The following is a 20,887-nucleotide window of genomic DNA, read 5'->3' on the forward strand; positions in this document are numbered from 1 at the left end:
CCCCGGACCGGCTCCGCCAGGGGGCGGGGACCCGTGTCAGGGGCTGCGGACGAGGTCGCCCTCGGGGTTGCCGGCCCCCCGGTCGCCCGACCGGTAGTGCAGCGTGCCGCCGGGGTTGAGGGTGAAGCGCTCGTCGGCGGAGCCGCCGGAACAGATGCCCGGGGCCGGATTGGAGCCGGCCGAGCTGTCCAGGACCAGGGAGCCGTCGGTGGCCGAGGAGAGCCTCCAGTCGCCGCTGCAATCGGTGCCGAGCACGGGCAGGACCGACTTGTCCCGGGCGACGACCTCGCCGATTCCGCCGGCCCTGATGGTGATCTCGAACTCGGTGGTGGCCTTGATGCTGGTGGTGACGCTGCCCTTCCACGTGCCGATGAACTGCTGGGGCACGTCCTTGCGGGACCCCTTCGGCGCGGAGGCGGAGGACGAGGGGGCGGAGGCGGCGGGCTCCGGGGTCGAGGCCGTCGGGGGCCTGCCCACCGCCGCGTCCCGGGCGTCCCCCTGACCGGGCAGCAGCCCCATCCCGTACAGCCCGCCGGACAGCGCCACCAGGGCGGCCGCCGCGCCGAGCACCAGGGTGCAGCTGAAGCGGCGGCCGGCCGCGCTGACGGTGACCCCGCGCCGCTCGTCCACCGGACCGGTCCGCGGCCCCGGCACCCCGCCGCGCCCCGCCGTCTCGGTGGGCGCCCCGTACACCCCGCCGCCCGTGGAGCCGGGGCCCGTGGAGCCGGGGCCCGACCCGTACGCCCCGCCGCCGAACCCGGCCCCCGCTCCGGGACCGCCCGCGCCGGAGCCGTAGGGGCCCGCGGTCGCGGCGTACCCGGGCGGGGTCCCGTACGAGGGGTCCGGCGTCCCGAACCCGACCCCGGCCGGCCCCCCGAAGGACCCGCCGGTGAACGCCGCCGGCCCGGACCCGGACACCGACCCGGGCCCGAACCCGGACCCGGACCCGGACGCGGCGGGCCCGGAACCCGGCAGGGCCCCGCCGCCGGAGGTCTCGGCGTCCAGGTCCAGCAGCGCCACCGCCGCCCGGCTCGCCTCCTCCACCAGCGGAGCCGGCAGCCACCCCGGAGCGCCCAGCGCCCCGCCCAGCGCGGCCGCCAGCGCCTCGGGCGACGGGCGCTCGGACGCCGCCTTCGCCAGACAGGCGGCGATCAGCCCGCGCAGCTCGCCGTCCGGGAGGGCGTCCAGCTCCGGCGGCTCGTGCACCACCTTGTAGAGGAGGGTCGCGGAGTTGTCCCCGCTGAACGGCGGCCGGCCGGTCGCCGCGAAGGCCAGGACCGCCCCCAGCGAGAACACGTCCGACGCCCCGGTGACCCCCTTGCCGAGGATCTGCTCGGGGGACATGTAGCCGGGCGAGCCGATCGACACCCCGGTGGAGGTCAGCGAGGCCGTGCCGTCCGTGGCCCGCGCGATCCCGAAGTCGATCAGCCGCGGCCCGTCGAGCGTCAGCATCACGTTGGAGGGCTTCACGTCACGGTGGACGAGGCCCAGCGCGTGCACCGCCACCAGGGCCCGGGCCAGCCCCGCGCCCACCGCCCGCACCGAGGCCTCCGGCAGCGGCCCGTGCCCGGCGACCGCCCGGTCCAGCGCGGGCCCCGCCACGTACCCGGTCGCCACCCACGGCACGGCCGCCTCCGGGTCGGCGTCCAGCACGGGCGCCGTCCACTCCCCGCCCACCCGGCGGGCGGCCTCGACCTCGCGGCGGAAGCGGGTGCGGAACTCCGCGTCGGAGGCGAAGTGGGGGTGCACGACCTTCACGGCGACGGTCCGGCCGCCCGCGCTGCGCCCCAGGTAGACCCGGCCCATGCCGCCCGCGCCGAGCCGGCCGAGCAGCCGGTACGCGCCGATCGTCCGCGGTTCACCGTCTTCGAGCGCCTGCATCGGGTCCCCCTGTCCCCCGGGCTCCGTGGCCGCCCGGACAGCAGCACCTTAGGCGTCAACGGCGGTCCGCGCCCCACACCTCGCTCTCCCGCAGGACCGCGAGGGCGAAGGCCGGCCGCCTGTCCGGCCGGCCGTCCCGCTCGACCGTGTACCAGCGGGGGCCCTGGGAGGGCCGGAAGGAGAGCACGGTCCCCTCCCCCGCCCGGCGATCCGCCCGGCTCCCCCTCGGCCCAGCGGCGCGCGGCGGCCACCTCGGGGCGGCCGGGCTGCTCCAGCCACCAGCCGTGCCGGACCGGCCGCTGGGCCGCCGGAGTGCGGTGGACGGTGCCGGCCGCGCGCCCGGACGCGTCGGTCACCCGCTGGCGGTCGCCGCCGGCGCCGTCCCGGGCCACCGCGCTGATCTCCTCCCAGGGCACCGGCCCAAAGGACTCGCCGGTCGTGTTCCTGCCGAATGCCGTCCGCTTCCCCGCCCTCCCGCCCGCATTCCCCGCGGCACATCTTGTTCCGCTTCTTCGGACGTGTGCGACGGAAATACGAAAGGCGAACGAATTACCGGCAAACGGAACATTCCCGTGCCGTGAAGCGGAAGATCCCCGGGAAGATCCCCGGGGTATTGGTGATCAACGTTCGGGAGCGCCCGCCTTCAGCAACTCCACGGTCACATCTGCCGCGTAGCCCGTGTCCGCTCCCGTACGGCGCGCGAATTCCCTGACCCCTGCGAGTTGTTCCGGGCCGAAGCGGAAGTCGAGGGTGGTGAAGTAGCGCTGGAGCAGCCCGGCGTCGAAGTCCTCCCAGCGGGCCGCCTGCTCGGCGACCTTCACGACCTCCTCCAGGGAGAGGTCCCGGGAGGCGAGGAAGGCCTCGTGGGCCTCGCGCACGATCTCGGGTTCGCGGGCCAGGTAGTCCTTGCGGGCGGCCCAGACGGCGAAGACGAACGGCAGTCCCGTCCAGTCCTTCCACATCTGGCCGAGGTCGTGCACGGCCAGCCCCAGCCGGGGCGCGTCGTGCAGCGAGGCACGCAGCGCGGTGTCCCCGATCAGCACCGCCGCGTCGGCCTCCTGCATCATCAGCCCCAGGTCAGGGGGGCAGGTGTAGTAGTCGGGCCGCACCCCGTACTGCTCGGCGAGCAGCAGCTGGGCGAGGCGCACGGAGGTGCGCGAGGTCGAGCCGAGGGCCACCCGGGCCCCGTCCAGCCGCTCCAGCGGGACCTGCGAGACGATCACGCAGGACATCACGGGGCCGTCGCAGCCGACCGCCAGGTCGGGGAAGGCCACGAGCTGGTCGGCGTTGCGGAGGAACTCCACGAGGGTGATCGGCGCGATGTCCAGGTCGCCCTGCACGAGGCGCTCGCTGAGCTTCTCGGGGGTGTCCTTGGTCAGCTCCATGTCCAGCAGCGTGCCGGTGCGCGCGAGCCCCCAGTAGAGGGGCATGCAGTTCAGGAACTGGATGTGGCCGACCCGGGGCCGGCTGCGATAGACGTCCACATCGCGAGACTAGCCGCGCTTCTCCGTCAGCGATCGAGCGGGTCTCAAACGTCCGGGTGACGTGATCTTTCCCTCTGGTCTCGCCCCGATGGTGCGTGCTAGGCTCGACGCAAGTTGCAGTTTGGTTTCCCTTGCAGTACGAGGCCTGCGGAGCATGTAACCCGCAGGCTTTTGTAGTTTTCAGACTTCTTAGCAGGTTCTGGAGCAGGGCGACCCTTTGGCCCATAGGAGGGCTCATGGCTACCGGAACCGTGAAGTGGTTCAACGCTGAAAAGGGCTTCGGCTTCATCGCCCAGGACGGCGGCGGCCCGGATGTCTTCGTCCACTACTCCGCGATCAACGCCTCTGGCTTCCGCTCCCTCGAGGAGAACCAGCAGGTGAACTTCGACGTCACGCAGGGTCCGAAGGGCCCGCAGGCGGAGAACGTCACCCCGGCCTAGTCGCCAGGCCGACCGGATCGCGGTCGGATATCGCAGTACCCAAGGAGCCCTGCCCCTCCGTGCGAACGGAAGGGGCGGGGCTCCTGCCCTTTCCCTCCGGAGCAGTGCCCCACCGCCGTTCGGGGTCGAGTCATGGTCCCCCTGAGTGATGTACCGGTGACGTTACGTGCACTCCGGGAGCGGGTCGGGGATGTTCGAACGCGAACACCAGGCCCGAACTCACGGAGGATCAGATGACGAAGCTCGCTTGGGCCGCGCGGGGGATTTCGGCAGTGTCGGGGGCGGTGCTCCTCGGCGCGCTCATGGCGCCGTCCGCGGCCGCCGGCGGCGGCGCGGACCACGACCCCCAGCACAAGAAGAAGGCCTCCCATTCCGCCAAGGCCGCCATGCAGGCCAAGCAGGCCAAGCAGGCCAGGTCCGAGGACGACCGGTACGACGAGCACAAGAAGAAGTGCTCCACCTCGCGCGACATCAGCATCACCGCGCCGGACTACGTCAACTTCCCCGCCGGCGTGACCTTCCACCTCGCGACCGACCGGCACGGGCACGCGTTCCTCAACGACAGCCGCAACCCGGGCGTCTGGATCAACCTGGGGATCCTCCCCAACGCGCCCCAGTGCGTCACGGACGCCGACGCCACGGTCACCGAAAGCAACCCCGGCTACCTCTACGTCGACCTGCTGGGCAAGGACGGGGTGGTCCACGAGGCCCGGTGCACCACCTCGGACACGCCGTTCACCCCGGCGAACCTGGCGGCCGCCTGCGGCGCCGGCTTCTCCCCCCTCCAGGACACCCCCGTATAAGGGGCCCCTCGGGATCCCGTACACGACGGCACGGCCGGTCGCCCTGGGCGACCGGCCGTGCCGTCGTACGTGCGGGAGCGGGTCAGACCACCTTGACGTCCAGGACCAGCTCGGCCCCGTCGGCCGTGGTCAGCCGCAGGTGGTACGTGCCCGCCGGCACGCCCGCCGTCAGCAGCTCCGGCAGGGAGACCTTCCCGTCGGCCTTGGTCTTGGGCAGCTCCAGGGTGAACAGCTTCTGGTCGGCCGTCGCGCCCTTGAAGAACGGGCCCTTCGCCGTCTTCGGGTCCACCGGGACCCAGGCGCCGGGCTTGCCGGTGACCAGCGCCGCGGTGACCTGGACGCCGGTCTGCGCCGTGCCGCCGCGGGCGGCCAGGAACTCGAGGCCCTTGACCGGCGTTCCGGCCTCGACCTCGACGGCCTTGGTGCCGTCCGTCCGGGTCAGCGCCAGGGGCTGCTCGACCGGCTTCGCGGTGACCTTGCCGTCCAGCGCCACGGTGAACTGGCCCTTGGCGTCATAGGCCGTGGCCCGCAGGGTGAAGGTGCCCGCCTTCGGGCCCGCCTTGAGCCGCGGCGCGGTCGCGACGCCCTGGGCGTCGGTACGGACGACCACGCTCGACTGGTCGCCGAAGACGAAGCCCGTCCCGCCGGTGGTGTCCTGCTCCACGGCGACGACGACAGCCTGGCCGACGGCCGGCTTGCCGTCGCTGAGCACCGCCTTGAAGCGGGTACCGTCCGCGAACGTGCTGCCGGCCTCCGCCTCCAGCGCGCCGTCGCCGACCCGCTCCAGCTTGGCCAGCGTCGCGGGCGCCGGGGTCGGCTTGGACGGCTCCGGCGTGGGCTTCGACGGCTCGGGGGTGGGCTTCGGGGTGGGCTTCGGGTCCGGCTTGGGCGTCGGCTTCGGCGCCTGCGGATTCGGGACCGGGACGTGCGGCGGGGTGGGCACGGTCGGCGTCGGCGGGGTCGGGTAGGTGCCGACGGGCGGGTTCGGGATCCCGGCGGTGCCGTCCTGCTGGTACTGGCGCATGTAGCCGAGCACGCTGTTCACGTACTCGCGCGACTGGTTGTAGCTGAGGATCGCCTTGTCGAGGTCGGCGGGGTTGGAGAGGTCCTTGCCGCCCGCGCAGAGGTAGAGGCCCGCGCCGAGGGCCGCGTCGTAGATGTTGTTCGCGTCGCGCTTGCCGTCCCCGTTGCCGTCGGCCTTCCAGGTGGCCCAGGTGGAGGGGATGAACTGGAGCGGGCCGAAGGCGCGGTCGTACTCGGTGTCGCCGTCGAACTCGCCCTTGTCGGTGTCGAGGATCTTCGCGAAGCCGTTGCCGTCGAGGCGCGGGCCGCGGATCGGCCGCTCGGTGGTGCCGTCCTCCTTGAGCCCGTAGCCGGAGGCGTGCACGGACTCGATGCGGCCTATGCCCGCGATCAGCTGCCAGGGCAGCTTGCACTTGGGGAGCGCGGCGGCGACGGCGAGCTCGGCGCGCTTGTAGGCGTCGAGTGCGGTCGCGGGGATGCCGGCGGCCCCCTCGGCGGCCGTTCCCCCCGCGCCCGCGGCGGGCGGGACCACGGGGTCGGCGAGCTGGCCCGGCAGGTCGAGGCGGGCGTCACCGCGCTCGGCGGCCTGCGGGCTGTCCGGGGTGGGGTCGGCCTCGCCCGCGCCGGCGACCGGTGTGTTGGTCACGACGGCGGCCGTGGTGAGGCTGGCGGCGAGGGCAGCCGTGCACAGCACCTTCCGCGAGGTGTTGACTACATGACGGTGAAGCGGCTTCACGGTGCGGCGATCCCCCCAAGGCGGCCGGCGAAGTCAGACGCACGGCCGGTCGGGCCGTGATTGTTCTGTCTATCAGGTATTCGGATCCGACTCGCCGTCACCCCCGCAGATATGACGCACCATTCGTCTCGGCTTCACCCGTCTGTGACCCAGGATGTCCAGCCCGCCTCCTGCGGCCCTCCGGCCCGGCCCGAACGGGACTTCCGGCCCTGTCCGGAACTTCCCAAAGGCCCGTACCGGCATGGATTGTTGGAATTTAGCCTGTTTGCATGGCGAAGGGTGGCAAGAAGGACCAGCGGCGCGAAACCCGTGAACGGCTCGCGGCCCGGCGGGAGGCGCAGGCACGGCGCGCCCGGCGGCCGCGGGCGGCTGCTCGTCGGCGGGGCGCTGACCGCCGTGCTCGCGGTCGCGGCCGGGGTGGGGATCCGCGCGTCGGGGTCGGCGGGTTCGGGCGGCAGCGAGGCGGGCGACAGGCCGTTCGTCCGGCCCGCGCACACCGTCGGCGCGGACGGGGTGGTCGTCCCGTACGGCAAGGAGGGCGCGAAGGACCTCGTGTCGGTCTGGCTGGATCCGCGCTGTCCGTTCTGCGCGGGCGTGGAGACGGGCCTCGGGCCGGCCTTCAAGGAGCGAGCGGGCGCCGGGGACTACCGGGTCGAGTACCACTTCGCCACCTTCCTGGACGGGGCCCTCGGCGGCAAGGGCTCCAAGCGCGCGCTGAACGCGCTGGGGGCGGCGGTGAACGAGAGCCCGGAGAAGTTCATGGACTACCTCCAGGTGCTCTACAAGAACCACCCGCAGAAGGAGTCGGACGACACGTTCGGCTCCACGGCCACGCTGCTGGACCTCGCCGACCAGGTGCCGGGTGCGGAACCCCGGCTTCGACAAGGCGGTCAAGGAGCTGACGTACATGCCGTGGGTGGACCGGGTCTCGCAGGCCTTCTACGGCGGCGGCAAGAAGGGCACGCCGGTGGTGGAGGTCAACGGCAAGAAGGTGGACGTGCTGACGGGCAAGGGCCTGGAGACGATCACCCCGGAGGCCTTCGGGCAGCTGGCCGCCTCGAACCGGAGGCCGTGACAGCCCGGGGCCGGGTGATCTGAAGTCGCGTCTGCTGCTGGTAGCTTCGGGCCAGACGAGAGCGCCGGTGTGCGACTCCTCCTCCTTCCGTGCGGACATCCGAAAAGAGGAGCGGGCCGTGGTCCGGGCCGTTCGCCGCCCTGCCTCCGCCCGCCGGCCGCCGCTCTCGAAGCCCGCGCCGCCGATCCCGAAGGCCTGCCATGACCACCCCGCCGCCGCAGCAGCCCATACCGAACCCGTACTCCGGCCCCCCGGTCCCGCCGAACCCGTACGCGGGCACCGCCGCCCAGCAGCCGAACCCGTACGCCCAGCCGGCCGGAGGGCCGCCGACGGGCCGGCCCGGCCAGCCCGGCCAGCCCGGCCAGCCCGGCCAGCCGCCGATGGGCTACCCGGCCGCTCCGGGCGCCGTACCCCCGGGCGCCGTGCCCCACGACCCCGCGTACGCGCCCCCGTACGCCCACGCGCCCGCGCCCGGCTGCCGCAACTGCGGGGCTCCGGAGGCGGCGAACTTCGCGGTCCGCGCCCACGTCGGCGTGCTGATCCTGATGCGCTTCCACACCCTCAACGGGCCCTTCTGCCGGCAGTGCGGCCGGGCGCTGGTCCGGATCATGACCACGAAGACCCTGTGCCAGGGCTGGTGGAGCCCCATCTCCCTGGTGATCTTCACGCCGTTCACGCTGCTCTGGAACCTGATCGCCTCGATCAGGTTCGGGAAGCTCCCGCACCCCACCCCCGCGCCGGGCCGCCAGCCGCTGGAGGAGGGCCCGCCGGTGCACGCCCGGCCGCTCGCCTACGTGGCGATCGTCCCGCTGCTGTGGTTCACCTGGGTCGCCGTGAACATCTACCTGGACGCCTCCGGCCGCCGCTGAGCCGCCCGCGCCCGGCCCGGGCCCCCACACCCCTTCCCACCGCGGCCGCTCCCGCCTACCCTGACGCACCGTCAGACATGATGCCGTCACACGGGAGCGCGCCATGCTGCTGCGAGGGAAGACCGTCGTCGTCTCCGGCGTGGGGGCCGGGCTCGGCCACCAGGTGGCCGCCGCCGTGGTCCGCGACGGCGGGAACGCCGTCCTCGGGGCGCGCACCCCGGCCAACCTGGCCAAGTCCGCCGCCGAGATCGACCCCGACGGCACGCACACCGCCCACCTCCCCACCGACATCACCGACGAGCGGCAGTGCGAGGCCCTCGCCGCCCTCGCCACCGCGCGCTTCGGCGGCATCGACGCCGTCGTGCACGTCGCCGCCTGGGACTCCTACTTCGGCGGCCTGGAGGACGCCGACTTCGGCACCTGGCAGCAGATCCTGGACGTCAACCTGCTCGGCACCCTGCGCATGACCCGGGCCTGCCTGCCCGCCCTCAAGGCCGGGGGCGGCGGCTCCGTCGTCCTCATCGGCACCCAGTCCGCCGTCGCCGCCCCGAGCGAGGTCCGCCAGGCCGCCTACGCCGCATCCAAGGGCGCGCTGACCTCCGCCATGTACTCCCTGGCCCGCGAGCTCGGCCCGCACCGGATCCGCGTCAACACCGTCCTGCCCGGCTGGATGTGGGGGCCGCCGGTCCAGGCCTTCGTGACCTTCACCGCCCACACCGAGAACGTCCCCGAGGCCGAGGTCCTCGCCCGCCTCACCGACCGGATGGCCCTGCCCGACCTCGCCACCGACGGGGACGTCGCGGACGCCGCCGCCTTCCTCGCCTCCGACCGGGCGCGGGCGATAACCGGCCAGTCCCTGCTGGTCAACGCCGGTGAGCTGATGCGGTGACCCGCCCCGGCCCCGGAAGCACGGATCGTATGCTCCCCGTATGACCACTCCGAGTGACGCTCCGACCGACAACGCGATGCGCCGCGCGCTCCGGCGGGCCCGCGACGGCGTCGCGCTCGACGCGACCGAGGCGGCCGTACTGCTCCAGGCCCGCGGCGAGGCCCTGGAGGACCTCGCCGCCTCCGCCGCCCGGGTCCGCGACGCGGGCCTGGCGGCCGCCGGCCGCCCTGGCGTGATCACGTACTCGAAGAGCGTGTTCATCCCCCTCACCCGGCTGTGCCGCGACAAGTGCCACTACTGCACCTTCGCCACCGTCCCCGGCAGACTGCGCCGCGCGGGCCACGGGATGTTCATGTCCCCGGACGAGGTCCTCGACATCGCCCGCAGGGGCGCGGCCCTCGGCTGCAAGGAAGCCCTCATCACCCTCGGGGACAAGCCCGAGGACCGCTGGCCCGAGGCCCGCGAGTGGCTGGAGGCGGAGGGCTACGACGACACGATCTCCTACGTCCGCGCCATCTCCGTGCGGATCCTGGAAGAGACCGGGCTGCTGCCCCACCTCAACCCCGGCGTGCTGTCCTGGGCGGACTTCCAACGCCTCAAGCCGGTCGCCCCGTCCATGGGCATGATGCTGGAGACCACCGCCACCCGGCTGTGGTCCGAGCCCGGCGGCCCGCACCACGGCTCCCCCGACAAGGAGCCGGCCGTCCGCCTGCGCGTCCTGGAGGACGCCGGCCGCTCCTCGGTCCCCTTCACCTCCGGGCTGCTGATCGGCATCGGCGAGACCTACGAGGAGCGCGCCGAGTCGCTGTTCGCGCTGCGCCGGATCTCCCGCGCCTACCACGGCATCCAGGAACTGATCATCCAGAACTTCCGCGCAAAGCCGGACACGGCGATGCGCGGCATGCCGGACGCCGAACTGGACGACCTGGTCGCCACGGTCGCCGTCGCCCGGCACATCATGGGCCCCTCCGCCTGCCTCCAGGCCCCGCCCAACCTGGTCGACGGCGAGTACGCCCGCCTGATCGGCGCCGGCATCGACGACTGGGGCGGGGTCTCCCCCCTCACCCCGGACCACGTCAACCCCGAGCGGCCCTGGCCGCAGATCGACCTGCTGGCCGAGCGGTCGGCGGAGGCCGGGTTCGAGCTGCGCGAACGGCTGTGCGTGTACCCGGAGTTCGTACGGCGCGGCGAGCCCTGGCTGGACCCCCGCCTGCTGCCCCACGTACGGGCGCTGGCCGACCCGGAGACCGGCCTGGCCCGCCCCGGCGCCACCGTCGAGGGGCGCCCGTGGCAGGAGCCCGAGGAGGCCTTCACCGCCAGCGGGCGCACCGACCTGCACACCGCCGTCGACACCGAGGGCCGCACCGGCGACCGCCGCGAGGACTTCGACCACGTCTACGGCGACTGGGAGGCCCTGCGCGAGGCGGCCGCCCCCGGCATGGTCCCCGAGCGGATCGACACCGACGTACGGGCCGCGCTGGCGCAGGCCGCCGACGACCCCGAGCGGCTCACCGACGAGCAGGCCCTGGCGCTGCTGCACGCGGACGGCCCGGCGCTGGACGCCCTGTGCCGGATCGCGGACGACCTGCGCCGCTCGGTGGTGGGCGAGGACGTCACCTACATCGTCACGCGGAACATCAACTTCACGAACGTCTGCTACACCGGCTGCCGTTTCTGCGCCTTCGCGCAGCGCCGCACCGACGCCGACGCGTACACCCTCTCCCTGGAGCAGGTCGCCGACCGGGCCGCTCAGGCCTGGGACGTGGGCGCCGTCGAGGTGTGCATGCAGGGCGGCATCCACCCGGACCTGCCGGGGACGGCGTACTTCGACATCGCGCGGGCGGTGAAGCGGCGGGTGCCGGGCATGCACGTGCACGCCTTCTCCCCGATGGAGGTCGTCAACGGCGCCACCCGCACCGGGATGTCCGTACGGGACTGGCTGACGGCCGCCAAGGAGGCCGGGCTGGACTCGATCCCGGGCACGGCGGCGGAGATCCTGGACGACGAGGTCCGCTGGGTGCTCACCAAAGGCAAGCTGCCCACGAAGGACTGGACCGAGGTCGTCACGACCGCGCACGAGCTGGGCATCCGCTCCTCGTCCACGATGATGTACGGACACGTGGACCAGCCCCGGCACTGGCTCGGCCACTTCCGCACCCTGGCCCGCATCCAGGAGACCGCCCTCGCCAAGGGCGTGGAGGGGTTCACGGAGTTCGTGACGCTGCCCTTCATCCACACCAACGCCCCCGTCTACCTGGCGGGCATCGCCCGGCCCGGCCCGACGGTCCGCGACAACCGGGCGGTGACGGCGATGGCCCGTCTGCTGCTGCACCCGCACATCCGCAACATCCAGACGAGCTGGGTGAAGCTGGGCACGGAGGGCGCGGCCGAGATGCTCCGCTCCGGCGCCAACGACCTGGGCGGCACCCTCATGGAGGAGACCATCTCCCGCATGGCGGGGTCGAGTTACGGCTCGTACAAGTCCGTGCGGGACCTGGTCGCGGTCGCGGAGGCGGCGGGCCGGCCCGCCAAGGCCCGGACGACCCTGTACGGGGAGGTGCCGCAGGAGCGCCAGGACGCGGCCCGGGCCTCGGACGGGCACCTGCCGGAGCTGCTGCCGGTCCTGGACTGAGACGCACGGGAGCGGGGCCCGTGGCGGCCACGGGCCCCGCTCGCGTTCCTCCGTCCGCCGCGGGAGGGGTCAGCCGACGAGGAGGTCCCGCTTCAGGTCGCGCAGCTCGCGGGCGTCCAGGCCGAGGCCGTCCTTGAGGTAGCGGTCGAAGGTGCCGTACGTGGCCTTGACCTCGTCGTAGCCCGCGTTCAGGTACTCGGGGCGGACGTCGAGCAGCGGCTTGTAGACGGCGGCCTGCGGGGCCGGCAGGTGGGAGAGGATCGCCCCGTTGGCGGCCTTGCGGTAGTCGTTGCTGGCCAGGTAGTCGGCCATCACCGTCTCCTGCGGGACGCCGAGGGCGGTCAGCAGCGTGGCGTCGGCCCAGCCGGTGCGGTCCTTGCCGGCGGTGCAGTGGAAGAGGACGGCGTGGGCGCGGTCGTCGCGGACCCCGTCGAGCACCTGGGTGTAGGCCTTCTTGCCGCCCTGGCCGCCGACCATGCCGCGCTCGGCGCCGATCATGGCCTGGACGGCCTCGTCGGGGGACTTGGGCAGGGTCTGGAACGAGCCGGATCCGGCGAAGACGTCGGCGACGACGTAGCGGGCGCCGTCCGGGACCCGGTCGGCGTCCTTGGTGCGCTCGTCCTGGGTGCGCAGGTCGAAGACCGTCTTCACGCGCAACCGCCGGAGCTTGGCCCGGTCGGCGGCCGTGAGCTTGTCGAGGGCGTCGGAGCGGTAGACCTCGCCCATCCTGACCCACTGGCCGGTGGTGGTGCGGTATCCGCCGACGTCGCGGAAGTTGACCGCGCCCTCCAGCGTGACCTGGCGGTCGGCGAGGTGCAGGCCCTGGCCGTGGTCGGCCTTGAAGTCGAACCACTGGCGGTCGGCGGCGGGCAGCCCCTTGACCGTGGCCCGCCCCTGGGAGCCGCCCTTGGCGACGACCTTGCCGTTCGCCTTGATCTCGACGTGCCGGGTGCCCTTGGCGTTCCACTTCAGGGTGTACGAGCCGTCCGCGGCGGCTGTGACGGTGGCCTCGGTGAAGGGGACGGAGGTGCGGTCGTGGTGCCGGCCGGGCCATTCCCAGCCGGAGGCGGAGGCGGCGGGGGCCACGACCAGGGAGGCGGTGAGGGCGGAGGCGACGGCGGCGGTCGCGGCAAGGAGAGCCTTCTTCATGGCGTCGAGGCTCCGGGCCGCCGGCGAACCGCGCATGAACGGGACATGGCGGGAACCAGCCACCGCGAAGACACGTGGCAAAATGTGCCATTGATCATTTCCCTGGCCGGATCGCGCGCATTCCGGCCGTTCTCCGGTCACTTACGGGCGACCTGACGGACTCCGTCCGAATCGGACCGAACGTGTCCACTACAGTGCCCGCCAGACTCTGGGGGGAACGGCATGGATACGACGACGACCGCGTCAACGAGCACGCCCGCGAGCACGTCCACGGCGGCGGTGACGGCCGGGCCGGCCGGGGCGGCGGAACCGCCCGCGCCCGAACCCGCCCGCGCCACCACCCCGGCGAGCGCCACCACCCCGGCAGGCGCCACCGACGGCCAGGACGCCGGTCCGACCACGGGAACGACCACCGGAACGACCACCGGGCCGACCACCGGGCCGACCACCGGGCCGACCACCGGGCCGACCACCGGGCCGATCATCAGCCTGGCCACCGCGCTGTGGGGCCGCGCCGAACAGCAGGACTTCCGCAGCCGGGTGCGCGGCACCCTCCTCGGCTCCGCCATCGGCGACGCCCTCGGCGCCCCGGTCGCAGGCCTCTCCCTGGAGGGCATCCGCGAGGCCCACGGCCCGGCCGGCCTCACCGAGCCCGCGCCCGCCCACGGCCGCCGCGGCACCGTCACGGCGTCCACCCAGCTCACCCTGTTCACCGTCGACGGCCTGATCCGGGCCCACGTGCGCCGGGACACCGGCGCCTGGCACCCTCCGACCGACGTCCACCGCGCCTACCTCCGTTGGGCGGCCACCCAGCACGACTGGGGCCCCGACGAACGCCGCAAGGACGACGGCTGGCTCGCCCGCGAGGAGTGGCTCTACGCCCGGCGCGGCCCCGGCCTGGCCTGCCTGACCGGCTTCGCCGACGACACCCTCGGCACCCTGGACCATCCCAAGAACCCCACCGCCCGCGACGCCGCCGCCACCGTGCGCTCGGCCCCCTTCGGCCTCCTCGTCGGCTGGGAGCCCTCCCTGGTGCTCCAGCTCGCCGTCGAGTGCGCCGCCCAGAGCCACGGGCACCCCACCGCCTACTTGTCCGCCGGGGCCCTCGCCGTCGTCGTCCACGCACTGACCCGGGGCGAAACCCTCGACGCCGCCGTCCGGCGCGCCCTGGCCCTCCTCGCCGCCCGCCCCGGCCACCAGCCCGTCACCGACGCCCTGCGGCGGGCCCTCGCCGCCGTCGCGGAGGCCACGCCGGGCCCCGCCGCCGTCGAGTCCCTCTCCCCCGGCGAGGGCCACGACGCCGAGGACAGCCTCGCCGTCGCCGTCTACTGCGCCCTCGTCGCGGAGGACGTGCCGCACGGGCTGCGTCTGGCCGTCAACCACGGCGGCGACTCCACGGCCACCGGCGCCCTGTGCGGGGCCCTGCTCGGCGCCCTCCACGGCGAGACCGCCCTCCCGGCGGCCTGGATCGCCGACCTGGAGGGCCGGGCCACGATCCTGGAGCTGGCCGACGACTTCGCCCTGGAGATGACCCAGGGCCCCACCCTCCACGGCCCCTCGGCCTCAGCCCCGGCCTGGCTCACCCGCTACCCCCGGGGCTGACCGCCCGCCCCGGTGTGCCCACCCCGGTGCGGGCAATCGTTCCGCAGGGCATGGGGGCCCCTGCTCGCGACGCCGAGAGCCCGGGGGAGGGTGGGCACACCGGAACACCGGCCGCCCGCACGGGCCCCGCCGCTCCTGCCTACCCGCGCGACCGGACCCCGTTCGGCTGCGCATGCCCCCCGTCCACCCCCCGAGGCCGCACCCACAGCGCCTCGGCCACCGCGCACACCTCCCCCTCCACCGTGGCAAGGGCGGTACCCACCACGCACTTCCGCCCCTCGACCCCCACCAACCACGAGTACGACACCAACCCCGACCCGGCCCCCGGCACGCCCCCCGACACCCGCGCCGTCAGCGCAGCGGTGACGGCTCCGGCCGGACCGCCCGCCAGCAGCCGCCCCGCCGCGTTCCCCGGACAGTCCAGCGCCCCCCACACCAGTTCCGCCGGCAGCGCCCCGTCCCGGTCCAGCAGCCCCGCGTCCGGCGTCCAGGCGGCCGCAACCAGCTCCCGCCCCGGCACCACCCCGCAGTGCAGCCGCAGCCCCGTCGCCGCGGTCCGCCCGAGCCCGCAGCCGAAGCAGTCGACCTGCCCGTCCGGCGGGTCCGCCCGATAGGCCTCGGCGGCCTTCACGGCCTCCGCCCAGGAGGGCGCCACCGGCACCTCCCCGCCGAGAGCGCCGGGAGCGCCGGGCGCACCGGGCACGGCCGCCGGCGCCGCGGCGGCCAGCAGCACCCCGTCCGCGCCGAGCAGCACGGCCCCGGGACCGGTCCCGCCCTCCCCGGGCCCCAGCCGTACCTCGGTCCGGGTCGGCACGGGCCGGCGGAAGTCCACCCGCACGGCCCCGCCGCCCCCGCCCGGCACCCGGGCCGCCAACAGCCCGGCCACGTACCCGCCGAAGGCCACACCGGGGTAGCCGTGCAGGCTCTCCGGAACGGTGATCGTCTCCATTGACTCCATCGCGTCCATACGGACCACCCCACCACACGCGCCCCGCGCCCACCACACCCCCGCCGCGGGACACCCGCCCCCGGGACACCCCGCCCCGAGCCCGTGCCACCCGCACCCCGGACCCCGTACCTTGGCCCTCCCGACGACTCGGAGGTGCCCACCCATGCGGATCGCCACGACCACCTTCCTCACCGACCGCACCGTCTCCCCCACCCGTCTCGCCCACTCCCTCGAAGAGCGCGGCTTCGCCGGCCTCTACCTCCCCGAGCACACCCACATCCCGGTCAGCCGCACCACCGCCGCCCCCATGGGCGGCGAACTCCCCGAGCAGTACGGCCGCACCCTCGACCCCTTCGTCGCCCTCGCCCAGGCCGCCGCCGTCACCCGCCGCCTCCATCTCGGAACCGGCATCACGCTCGTCGCCCAGCACGACCCCATCGGCCTCGCCAAGCAGGCCGCCACCCTCGACCACCTCAGCGGCGGACGCCTCACCCTCGGCATCGGCTACGGCTGGAACGTCGAAGAGGCCGCCGACCACGGCGTCGACTGGCCCACCCGGCGCGAACGGGTCGGCGCGCACATGGCACTCATGCGCGCCCTGTGGTCCCCGAAGCCCACGGCGTACGAGGGCCCGTACGGCTCCGTCCAGGCCAGCCTCGCCTACCCCAAGCCGGCCACGCCCCCGCGCGAACTCCCGTCCGGCGAGCGGCTGTACGGCCCCCGCACCCTCATCGGCGGCGCGGCCGGCCCGAAGCTCTTCGCCGCCGTCGCCGGCCACGCCGACGGCTGGCTCCCCATCGGGGGCGGCGGCCTGACCGAGAGCCTCCCGGTGCTGCGCCGGGTCTGGGAGGACGCAGGGCGCGACCCGAAGGCCCTCCGGGTGGTCCCGTACGCCGTCCTGCCCAACCCCGGCAAGCTCGCCCACTACGCCGAGCTGGGCATCGACGAGGTCGTCCTGCAACTCCCCTCCGCCCGGGAGGAGGAGGTCCTGCGCACCCTGGACGACTACGCCCGGTACCTCTGATCCGGACACCGCCCCGGGACGATTCCGAGACCCCTTCGGGACACGGCGGCCGGAACCGTACCGGCGCGGCGGGGCGTGTCCTCGGGTGCCTCGGCCCGCCCGCACGGCTGGTACTTTGGCGCGTTCCGTCGCTCGATCAACTCGCTTTCCTGGGGGACCTTCCCGTGCACAGCACCCTGCGCTCCACCGCCTTCGCCGCCGCCGGCCTGGCCGCCGCCCTGACCCTGACCGCCTGCGGCAGCAGCGGTTCCCCGAAGGCGGACGCGAAGCCCAGCCCCGCCGCCTCGGCCCCGACCGCCTCCACCCCGACCACCGCCCCGACCGCCGGTGCGGACACGGGCGCGGGCGCGGGCTCCGGCACCCTGGACGGCGGCTGGATCTCGATGCAGACCCCGGGCAAGGGCGTGGTGCTCACGGTCAAGGGCCAGAAGGCGCTCGTGGTCGAGGCCGCCACCGGCCTGACCTGCGAGGGCAGCGCGACGGGTACCTCCCTCGACCTGAAGTGCCCTCCGGGCGCGACCCGTTCCAAGGGCAAGGTCGACTCCGTCGACGCCACCACCCTGAAGGTCACCTGGGAGGGCGCGGGCCAGGACACCTTCCAGCGGAGCGAGGCGGGCAAGCTCCCGTCGCTGCCGGCGCTGCCGACGAAGAAGTAGCCGCGGGCCGGGCGGCCCACCCGGCCGCCCGCCCGGTATGACGAACCGGGCCCGGAGCGCAGCAGCGGCTCCGGGCCCGGTTCGGCGTCACGCTCCCGCGTGCTGGATCGGAACCTGAGGTTCCGATCCCCCCGTTGACGGCACCGATCTCAGAGCGCCGCTGAGGGGAAAACTAGAGCCCGGGTGGAACCTCCGCCACCTCACGGATGCACGGTCGCGGGACAGGAGGCTGTCACGGGTGCACGGTGCACCCGCTCTGACCGGCCCGAACACCCCCCGGACAGGACCTCGCCGCCCGCCTCGCCGCCCGCCTCGGCTTCCGCCGCGAGCGCGAGGACCACCTCGTAGAGCCCGCCCCCGCCCGCGACGAGCTGCCGACGCAACAACCCCTCCACCCCGCGCAGATGCTCGCGCACCGTCTGCGGATGCACGCCCCGGCGCCGGGCCGCGGGCCCCACCGCGCAGTTCTCGCCGACCCAGTCCCGCAGGGTCCGCCCCAGGTCCCGCTCGTCGGAGCCCAGCGGTGCGAGCAGGTCGCGGGCCCACGCCCCGACGGGGGCCGCGGCCAGGAGCCGGCCCAGGCCGACGGACCCCCGGCCCGGGTCGGATACCTCGTCCTGGAACCTCAGGGCCAGATCGAGCGCCGCCCGGTCCCGTACGTCACCCAGATCGACACCGAGCAGCGCGGCCGCCCGGTCCATCCGCGCCCGCACGGTGTTGCGGCTGATCCCGAGCAGCCGGGCCGCGTTCACCGCGGTGAACTCCAGTCCGAGCCGTAGGGTGGCCGTCAACTGGCCGCGCTCCTGTGGCGGCACGCCGGCCAGCGGCCGCAGGAACCCCGCCGCCCAGCCCGCCGCCGCGCCCGCGTCCAGCACGTCCGACAGCCGGATCCGGGCGGAGTGCCCGGCCACCCGGCCGGGCACCAGCCGCGCGGCCGCCAGGCTCCGGACGGCGTCGTCGTAGCCCGCCGCGACACGGGAGAGGGGGTGCCGGTCGCCGACCCCCAGGAACACCCCGTCCCGCCCGGCGACGAACCCTCGCAGGGCCGCCTCGGTGCCGCGTGTGTCGCCGTCGCCGGTGACGGGCACGACCACGATGACGTGTCCGTCGTCCGCGGGACATCGCACGACCAGTGCCCGTCCGGCGAGCAGCCCCTCACAGGCCCGCGCCACCTCGCGCCGCTCACCGTGGGGGGTCTCCAGCACACACACCACCGCGCGGTCCGCGTCCAGCAGCCCGGGCCGCAACCCGGCCATCGTCCGCTGGGCGAGGGCCACCTGCCCGCCCATCAGCAGTTGGAGCACCGACAGCCGCACCCCCGCCCCCGCCTCGGCCAGCCGGCGCCGCTCCCCCTCGGCCTCACCGGCCCGCAGGAGCAGCTCCAGGACGGTCGCGGCGTGGGCGACGAGGGCGGCGGCCGTCTCGTCGTAGGGAGACGGGCGGGTGACGACCAGCACCGGATGGGGCCGTTCCTGCCCGAGCGCCAGCACCCGCAGGTGCCGCCCGGGCTCCGCGACCCCGGCGGAACGGGGGCGCCCGGCGGCGACGTCCCGGACCAGCACGGCCTCCCGGCCCCCGCCACCCTCCCCGCCCCCGATCCGCGCGGACCCCCCGACGGCCCGGCCGAGCCAGCCGAGCACCCTGCGCACGGCGACCCGGCTCCCGTCGGGCCCGACACGGGCGGCCCTGAGCAGCCCGGCGACCGTCTCGGCCTCCCGGACCGCACCGACTCCCCACCCGACCACGTCGGTCACCGCCACCCCGCCTTCCCGGTCCACCGGCCTCCGGCGCGCATGCTAGTCCCCTGACCTGGGGCGGCTGTGGAGGCCGCCACGGGAACGGCCCCGGGCCGCCTCAGAGGAGCTCGGGCATCCCGTCCAACGGCACCACGACCCCCACCGCCTCTGCGTCCTCGGAACGCCCCACCCGCACGGGGCAGGTCACCTCCGTGCCCGCCGTCGCCGCCCCGGCCATGCCGCCACCGCCCAGATCTGCCTGATACTTACCGCCACGGTAGCGACCGCCACGGACAGCGGCCGCCGGGGAGCCGACGGGAGGACCCGATGCCGGGCCAGCGCAAGCGGAAGGCACAACGCCGCCGGGAGGCCGACGCCTGGAACCGGCGGCCGGCCGGGGCGCAGTGGGAGCGCCGGTTCTCCACTCAGGACCGGGACGAGCTGCGCGCGTACCTGGACGGGCTGTCCCGGTCCGGGGTGCGGGCCGACGAGATCCGGATCGACATGCCGTGCGGGCGCCTGGAGCACCCCACGTGGTACACCGTCAGCGTCCTGGTCCCGACGCCGGACCGGCCGTCCTGACCGACGCGGAGTCGCCCACGGCCAGCTCCGCCCAGACCGTCTTGCCGATGATCCGGTCCACCACCCCCCAGTCGGCCGCGAGGCCGTCCACGATGCGCAGGCCGTAGCCCGACTCCGCCTGGCAGGCCGGCTGCCGGACGGCGGGACGGCGGTCCCGCCGGGGATCGGAGACCTCCAGCCGCAGGACCCCGGGCGCGTGGGGGTCGTCGCCGCCCAGCAGGGTCATCCGGAGCTCGAAGTCCCGCCCGACGACCCGCCCGTGCGTGGCGGCGTTGGAGGCCAGCTCCGCGACGACGAGCCCGGCGTCGGCGGAGGGGGCAGTGCCTTCGGGGACGCCCCAGTCGTGCAGGCACACCAGCGCCAGCTGACGGGCCAGCCGGGCGCCGCGGGGGGGGGGGCAGCTGAAACGCTGAGTGAACACGCGTACGAGGGGTGGGGTGGGGTGCGTGGGGCGGGAGGGTGCGGTCATGGGGAAGAACGTCCCGCGTGGGCTGGGGAGTTCCCAGCACCTGCACTGCTACTGGAGAAGAGTAGTAGTCCACGACCTGGACACGCACGGTGACGGCCCGTGAGCATGGTGGCGGGGAGGTGACCGCGATGACGGGCGCGACGTCCAGGACGACTGGTGACCAAGGCGGCGGCGACAAGGAGGCGGTCAGACCGGATGCCGACCTGCGGAACTTCGGGGAGATGGTGAAGGCCTTCCGCAAACGCGCGGGCCTGACGCAGGAGGAGTTCCGCGCCGAGGTCGGCTACTCGGTCCAGTACGTCGCGGCGGTCGAACAGGGCCGTCGACATCCTTCGGCGACGTTCGTCCGGGAGGCGGAGCGGGTCCTGGACGCCTTCGGCGTCCTGGAGATCGCCGCGAAGCAGCTCACGCGACGGCGGGGGCTGGCGTCCTGGTTCAGGCAGTGGGCGGAGCTGGAGGAGGAGGCGATCGCGCTCAACACGTACGAGTGCCGGTCGATTCCGGGGCTGCTGCAGACGGAGGCCTATGCGTGGGCACTCGTCGGAGACGTCCTGCCGCTCCCCGCACCCGACGTGGCAGAAGTCCGCATCACGGCCCGCCTGGAACGCCAGAACCTCCTGACGAGGATCCCCTATACGGCGTTCAGCTTCATCATCGACGAGGCGGTGATCTGTCGGCAGACAGGTGGGCCGGAGGTGACGCGGGAGCTGATCGACCACCTGCTGTCGGTCGCAGAACTACCCAATGAGCCTTTTCCAACCTGCGGGCCGGGTTGGTCAGTTCGGCTGACAGGCGGGTGAAGCCCCTGGTAGATGGGTTTTCGACCAAGAAGAACCCGTGCCCACCAGAGGCTTCGCATGCCTGTCTACCCGTCGGGGCTGGACGTGT

Annotated in this window: 19 protein-coding genes and 1 pseudogene; 12 read left to right on the forward strand and 8 right to left on the reverse strand. The window is 74.3% G+C overall.

All coding sequences use genetic code 11. From position 1 onward, the window contains the following. Positions 1-36: 36 nt before the first annotated feature. The 3 genes from ACFY15_RS34440 to ACFY15_RS34450 form a co-directional block, all read right to left on the reverse strand. Complete coding sequence (locus ACFY15_RS34440; RefSeq protein WP_390826814.1) at positions 37-1,881, reverse strand: serine/threonine-protein kinase; 1,845 nt, start codon at positions 1,879-1,881, stop codon at positions 37-39. Positions 1,882-1,936: 55 nt separating this feature from the next. Then, positions 1,937-2,068 (reverse strand): hypothetical protein, encoded by a 132-nt coding sequence (locus ACFY15_RS34445; RefSeq protein ID WP_390690954.1) that lies wholly within the window; start codon positions 2,066-2,068, stop codon positions 1,937-1,939. A 433-nt stretch (positions 2,069-2,501) separates the two neighbouring features. Next, a complete protein-coding gene (locus tag ACFY15_RS34450) occupies positions 2,502-3,365 on the reverse strand; it encodes a menaquinone biosynthetic enzyme MqnA/MqnD family protein (RefSeq protein WP_390690953.1) in 864 nt (287 codons plus the stop codon). 236 nt (positions 3,366-3,601) lie between these two features. Here ACFY15_RS34450 and ACFY15_RS34455 point away from each other — a divergent pair, with 236 nt between their 5' ends. Both ACFY15_RS34455 and ACFY15_RS34460 read left to right on the forward strand, forming a co-directional pair. Next, positions 3,602-3,805: a cold-shock protein gene (locus tag ACFY15_RS34455; protein WP_007265804.1), complete on the forward strand. Its 204-nt coding sequence runs from the start codon at positions 3,602-3,604 to the stop codon at positions 3,803-3,805. A 233-nt stretch (positions 3,806-4,038) separates the two neighbouring features. Continuing rightward, positions 4,039-4,608 (forward strand): hypothetical protein, encoded by a 570-nt coding sequence (locus ACFY15_RS34460; protein ID WP_390690952.1) that lies wholly within the window; start codon positions 4,039-4,041, stop codon positions 4,606-4,608. Between the two features lie 82 nt (positions 4,609-4,690). Here ACFY15_RS34460 and ACFY15_RS34465 read toward each other — a convergent pair whose 3' ends face one another. Beyond that, a complete protein-coding gene (locus tag ACFY15_RS34465; protein ID WP_390690951.1) occupies positions 4,691-6,367 on the reverse strand; it encodes a lytic transglycosylase domain-containing protein in 1,677 nt (558 codons plus the stop codon). Between the two features lie 111 nt (positions 6,368-6,478). Between ACFY15_RS34465 and ACFY15_RS34470 the strand changes: the two are divergent. From ACFY15_RS34470 to ACFY15_RS34490, 5 genes and pseudogenes are all read left to right on the forward strand, one after another. After that, positions 6,479-7,177, forward strand: a pseudogene (locus ACFY15_RS34470) (thioredoxin domain-containing protein); the annotation flags it as partial. Between the two features lie 52 nt (positions 7,178-7,229). Next, positions 7,230-7,442, forward strand: a complete 213-nt coding sequence (locus ACFY15_RS34475; protein WP_390690985.1) for a hypothetical protein — start codon at positions 7,230-7,232, stop codon at positions 7,440-7,442. A 200-nt stretch (positions 7,443-7,642) separates the two neighbouring features. Then, a complete protein-coding gene (locus ACFY15_RS34480) occupies positions 7,643-8,311 on the forward strand; it encodes a hypothetical protein (protein ID WP_390690950.1) in 669 nt (222 codons plus the stop codon). A gap of 103 nt (positions 8,312-8,414) precedes the next feature. Then, entirely contained in the window at positions 8,415-9,200 is a 786-nt protein-coding gene (locus ACFY15_RS34485) for an SDR family oxidoreductase (protein WP_390690949.1), read from the forward strand. Between the two features lie 40 nt (positions 9,201-9,240). Continuing rightward, positions 9,241-11,832 (forward strand): bifunctional FO biosynthesis protein CofGH, encoded by a 2,592-nt coding sequence (locus ACFY15_RS34490; protein WP_390690948.1) that lies wholly within the window; start codon positions 9,241-9,243, stop codon positions 11,830-11,832. Between the two features lie 69 nt (positions 11,833-11,901). Here the strand turns inward: ACFY15_RS34490 and ACFY15_RS34495 are convergent, their stop codons facing one another. After that, entirely contained in the window at positions 11,902-12,981 is a 1,080-nt protein-coding gene (locus tag ACFY15_RS34495) for a tyrosine-protein phosphatase (protein ID WP_390826815.1), read from the reverse strand. A gap of 222 nt (positions 12,982-13,203) precedes the next feature. On the opposite strand from ACFY15_RS34495, the gene ACFY15_RS34500 reads away from it, so the two are divergent. Then, positions 13,204-14,583 carry an ADP-ribosylglycohydrolase family protein gene (locus ACFY15_RS34500; RefSeq protein ID WP_390826816.1) on the forward strand — a complete coding sequence of 460 codons (1,380 nt, stop codon included), beginning with the start codon at positions 13,204-13,206 and terminating at the stop codon, positions 14,581-14,583. 139 nt (positions 14,584-14,722) lie between these two features. On the opposite strand, the gene ACFY15_RS34505 is transcribed toward ACFY15_RS34500, so the two are convergent. Then, positions 14,723-15,550 (reverse strand): hypothetical protein, encoded by an 828-nt coding sequence (locus ACFY15_RS34505; RefSeq protein WP_390826817.1) that lies wholly within the window; start codon positions 15,548-15,550, stop codon positions 14,723-14,725. A 145-nt stretch (positions 15,551-15,695) separates the two neighbouring features. On the opposite strand from ACFY15_RS34505, the gene ACFY15_RS34510 reads away from it, so the two are divergent. Together ACFY15_RS34510 and ACFY15_RS34515 are read left to right on the forward strand one after the other, a co-directional pair. Beyond that, positions 15,696-16,556, forward strand: a complete 861-nt coding sequence (locus tag ACFY15_RS34510; protein ID WP_390690944.1) for a TIGR03619 family F420-dependent LLM class oxidoreductase — start codon at positions 15,696-15,698, stop codon at positions 16,554-16,556. Positions 16,557-16,720: 164 nt separating this feature from the next. Continuing rightward, positions 16,721-17,212, forward strand: a complete 492-nt coding sequence (locus tag ACFY15_RS34515) for a hypothetical protein (protein ID WP_390690943.1) — start codon at positions 16,721-16,723, stop codon at positions 17,210-17,212. 200 nt (positions 17,213-17,412) lie between these two features. Here ACFY15_RS34515 and ACFY15_RS34520 read toward each other — a convergent pair whose 3' ends face one another. Next, complete coding sequence (locus ACFY15_RS34520; RefSeq protein ID WP_390690942.1) at positions 17,413-18,966, reverse strand: helix-turn-helix domain-containing protein; 1,554 nt, start codon at positions 18,964-18,966, stop codon at positions 17,413-17,415. A 309-nt stretch (positions 18,967-19,275) separates the two neighbouring features. On the opposite strand from ACFY15_RS34520, the gene ACFY15_RS34525 reads away from it, so the two are divergent. Then, positions 19,276-19,530, forward strand: coding sequence for a hypothetical protein (locus ACFY15_RS34525; protein WP_390690941.1), 255 nt, complete (start codon positions 19,276-19,278; stop codon positions 19,528-19,530). Here the strand turns inward: ACFY15_RS34525 and ACFY15_RS34530 are convergent. Continuing rightward, positions 19,493-19,999 (reverse strand): ATP-binding protein, encoded by a 507-nt coding sequence (locus ACFY15_RS34530; RefSeq protein ID WP_390826818.1) that lies wholly within the window; start codon positions 19,997-19,999, stop codon positions 19,493-19,495. The two genes, ACFY15_RS34525 and ACFY15_RS34530, sit on opposite strands and share 38 nt — an antisense overlap. Positions 20,000-20,127: 128 nt before the next feature. Here ACFY15_RS34530 and ACFY15_RS34535 point away from each other — a divergent pair, with 128 nt between their 5' ends. Further along, positions 20,128-20,799: a helix-turn-helix domain-containing protein gene (locus ACFY15_RS34535; RefSeq protein WP_390690939.1), complete on the forward strand. Its 672-nt coding sequence runs from the start codon at positions 20,128-20,130 to the stop codon at positions 20,797-20,799. Positions 20,800-20,887: the final 88 nt, after the last annotated feature.

This window comes from Streptomyces sp. NPDC001373 (assembly GCF_042895815.1).
GTDB lineage: Bacteria > Actinomycetota > Actinomycetes > Streptomycetales > Streptomycetaceae > Streptomyces.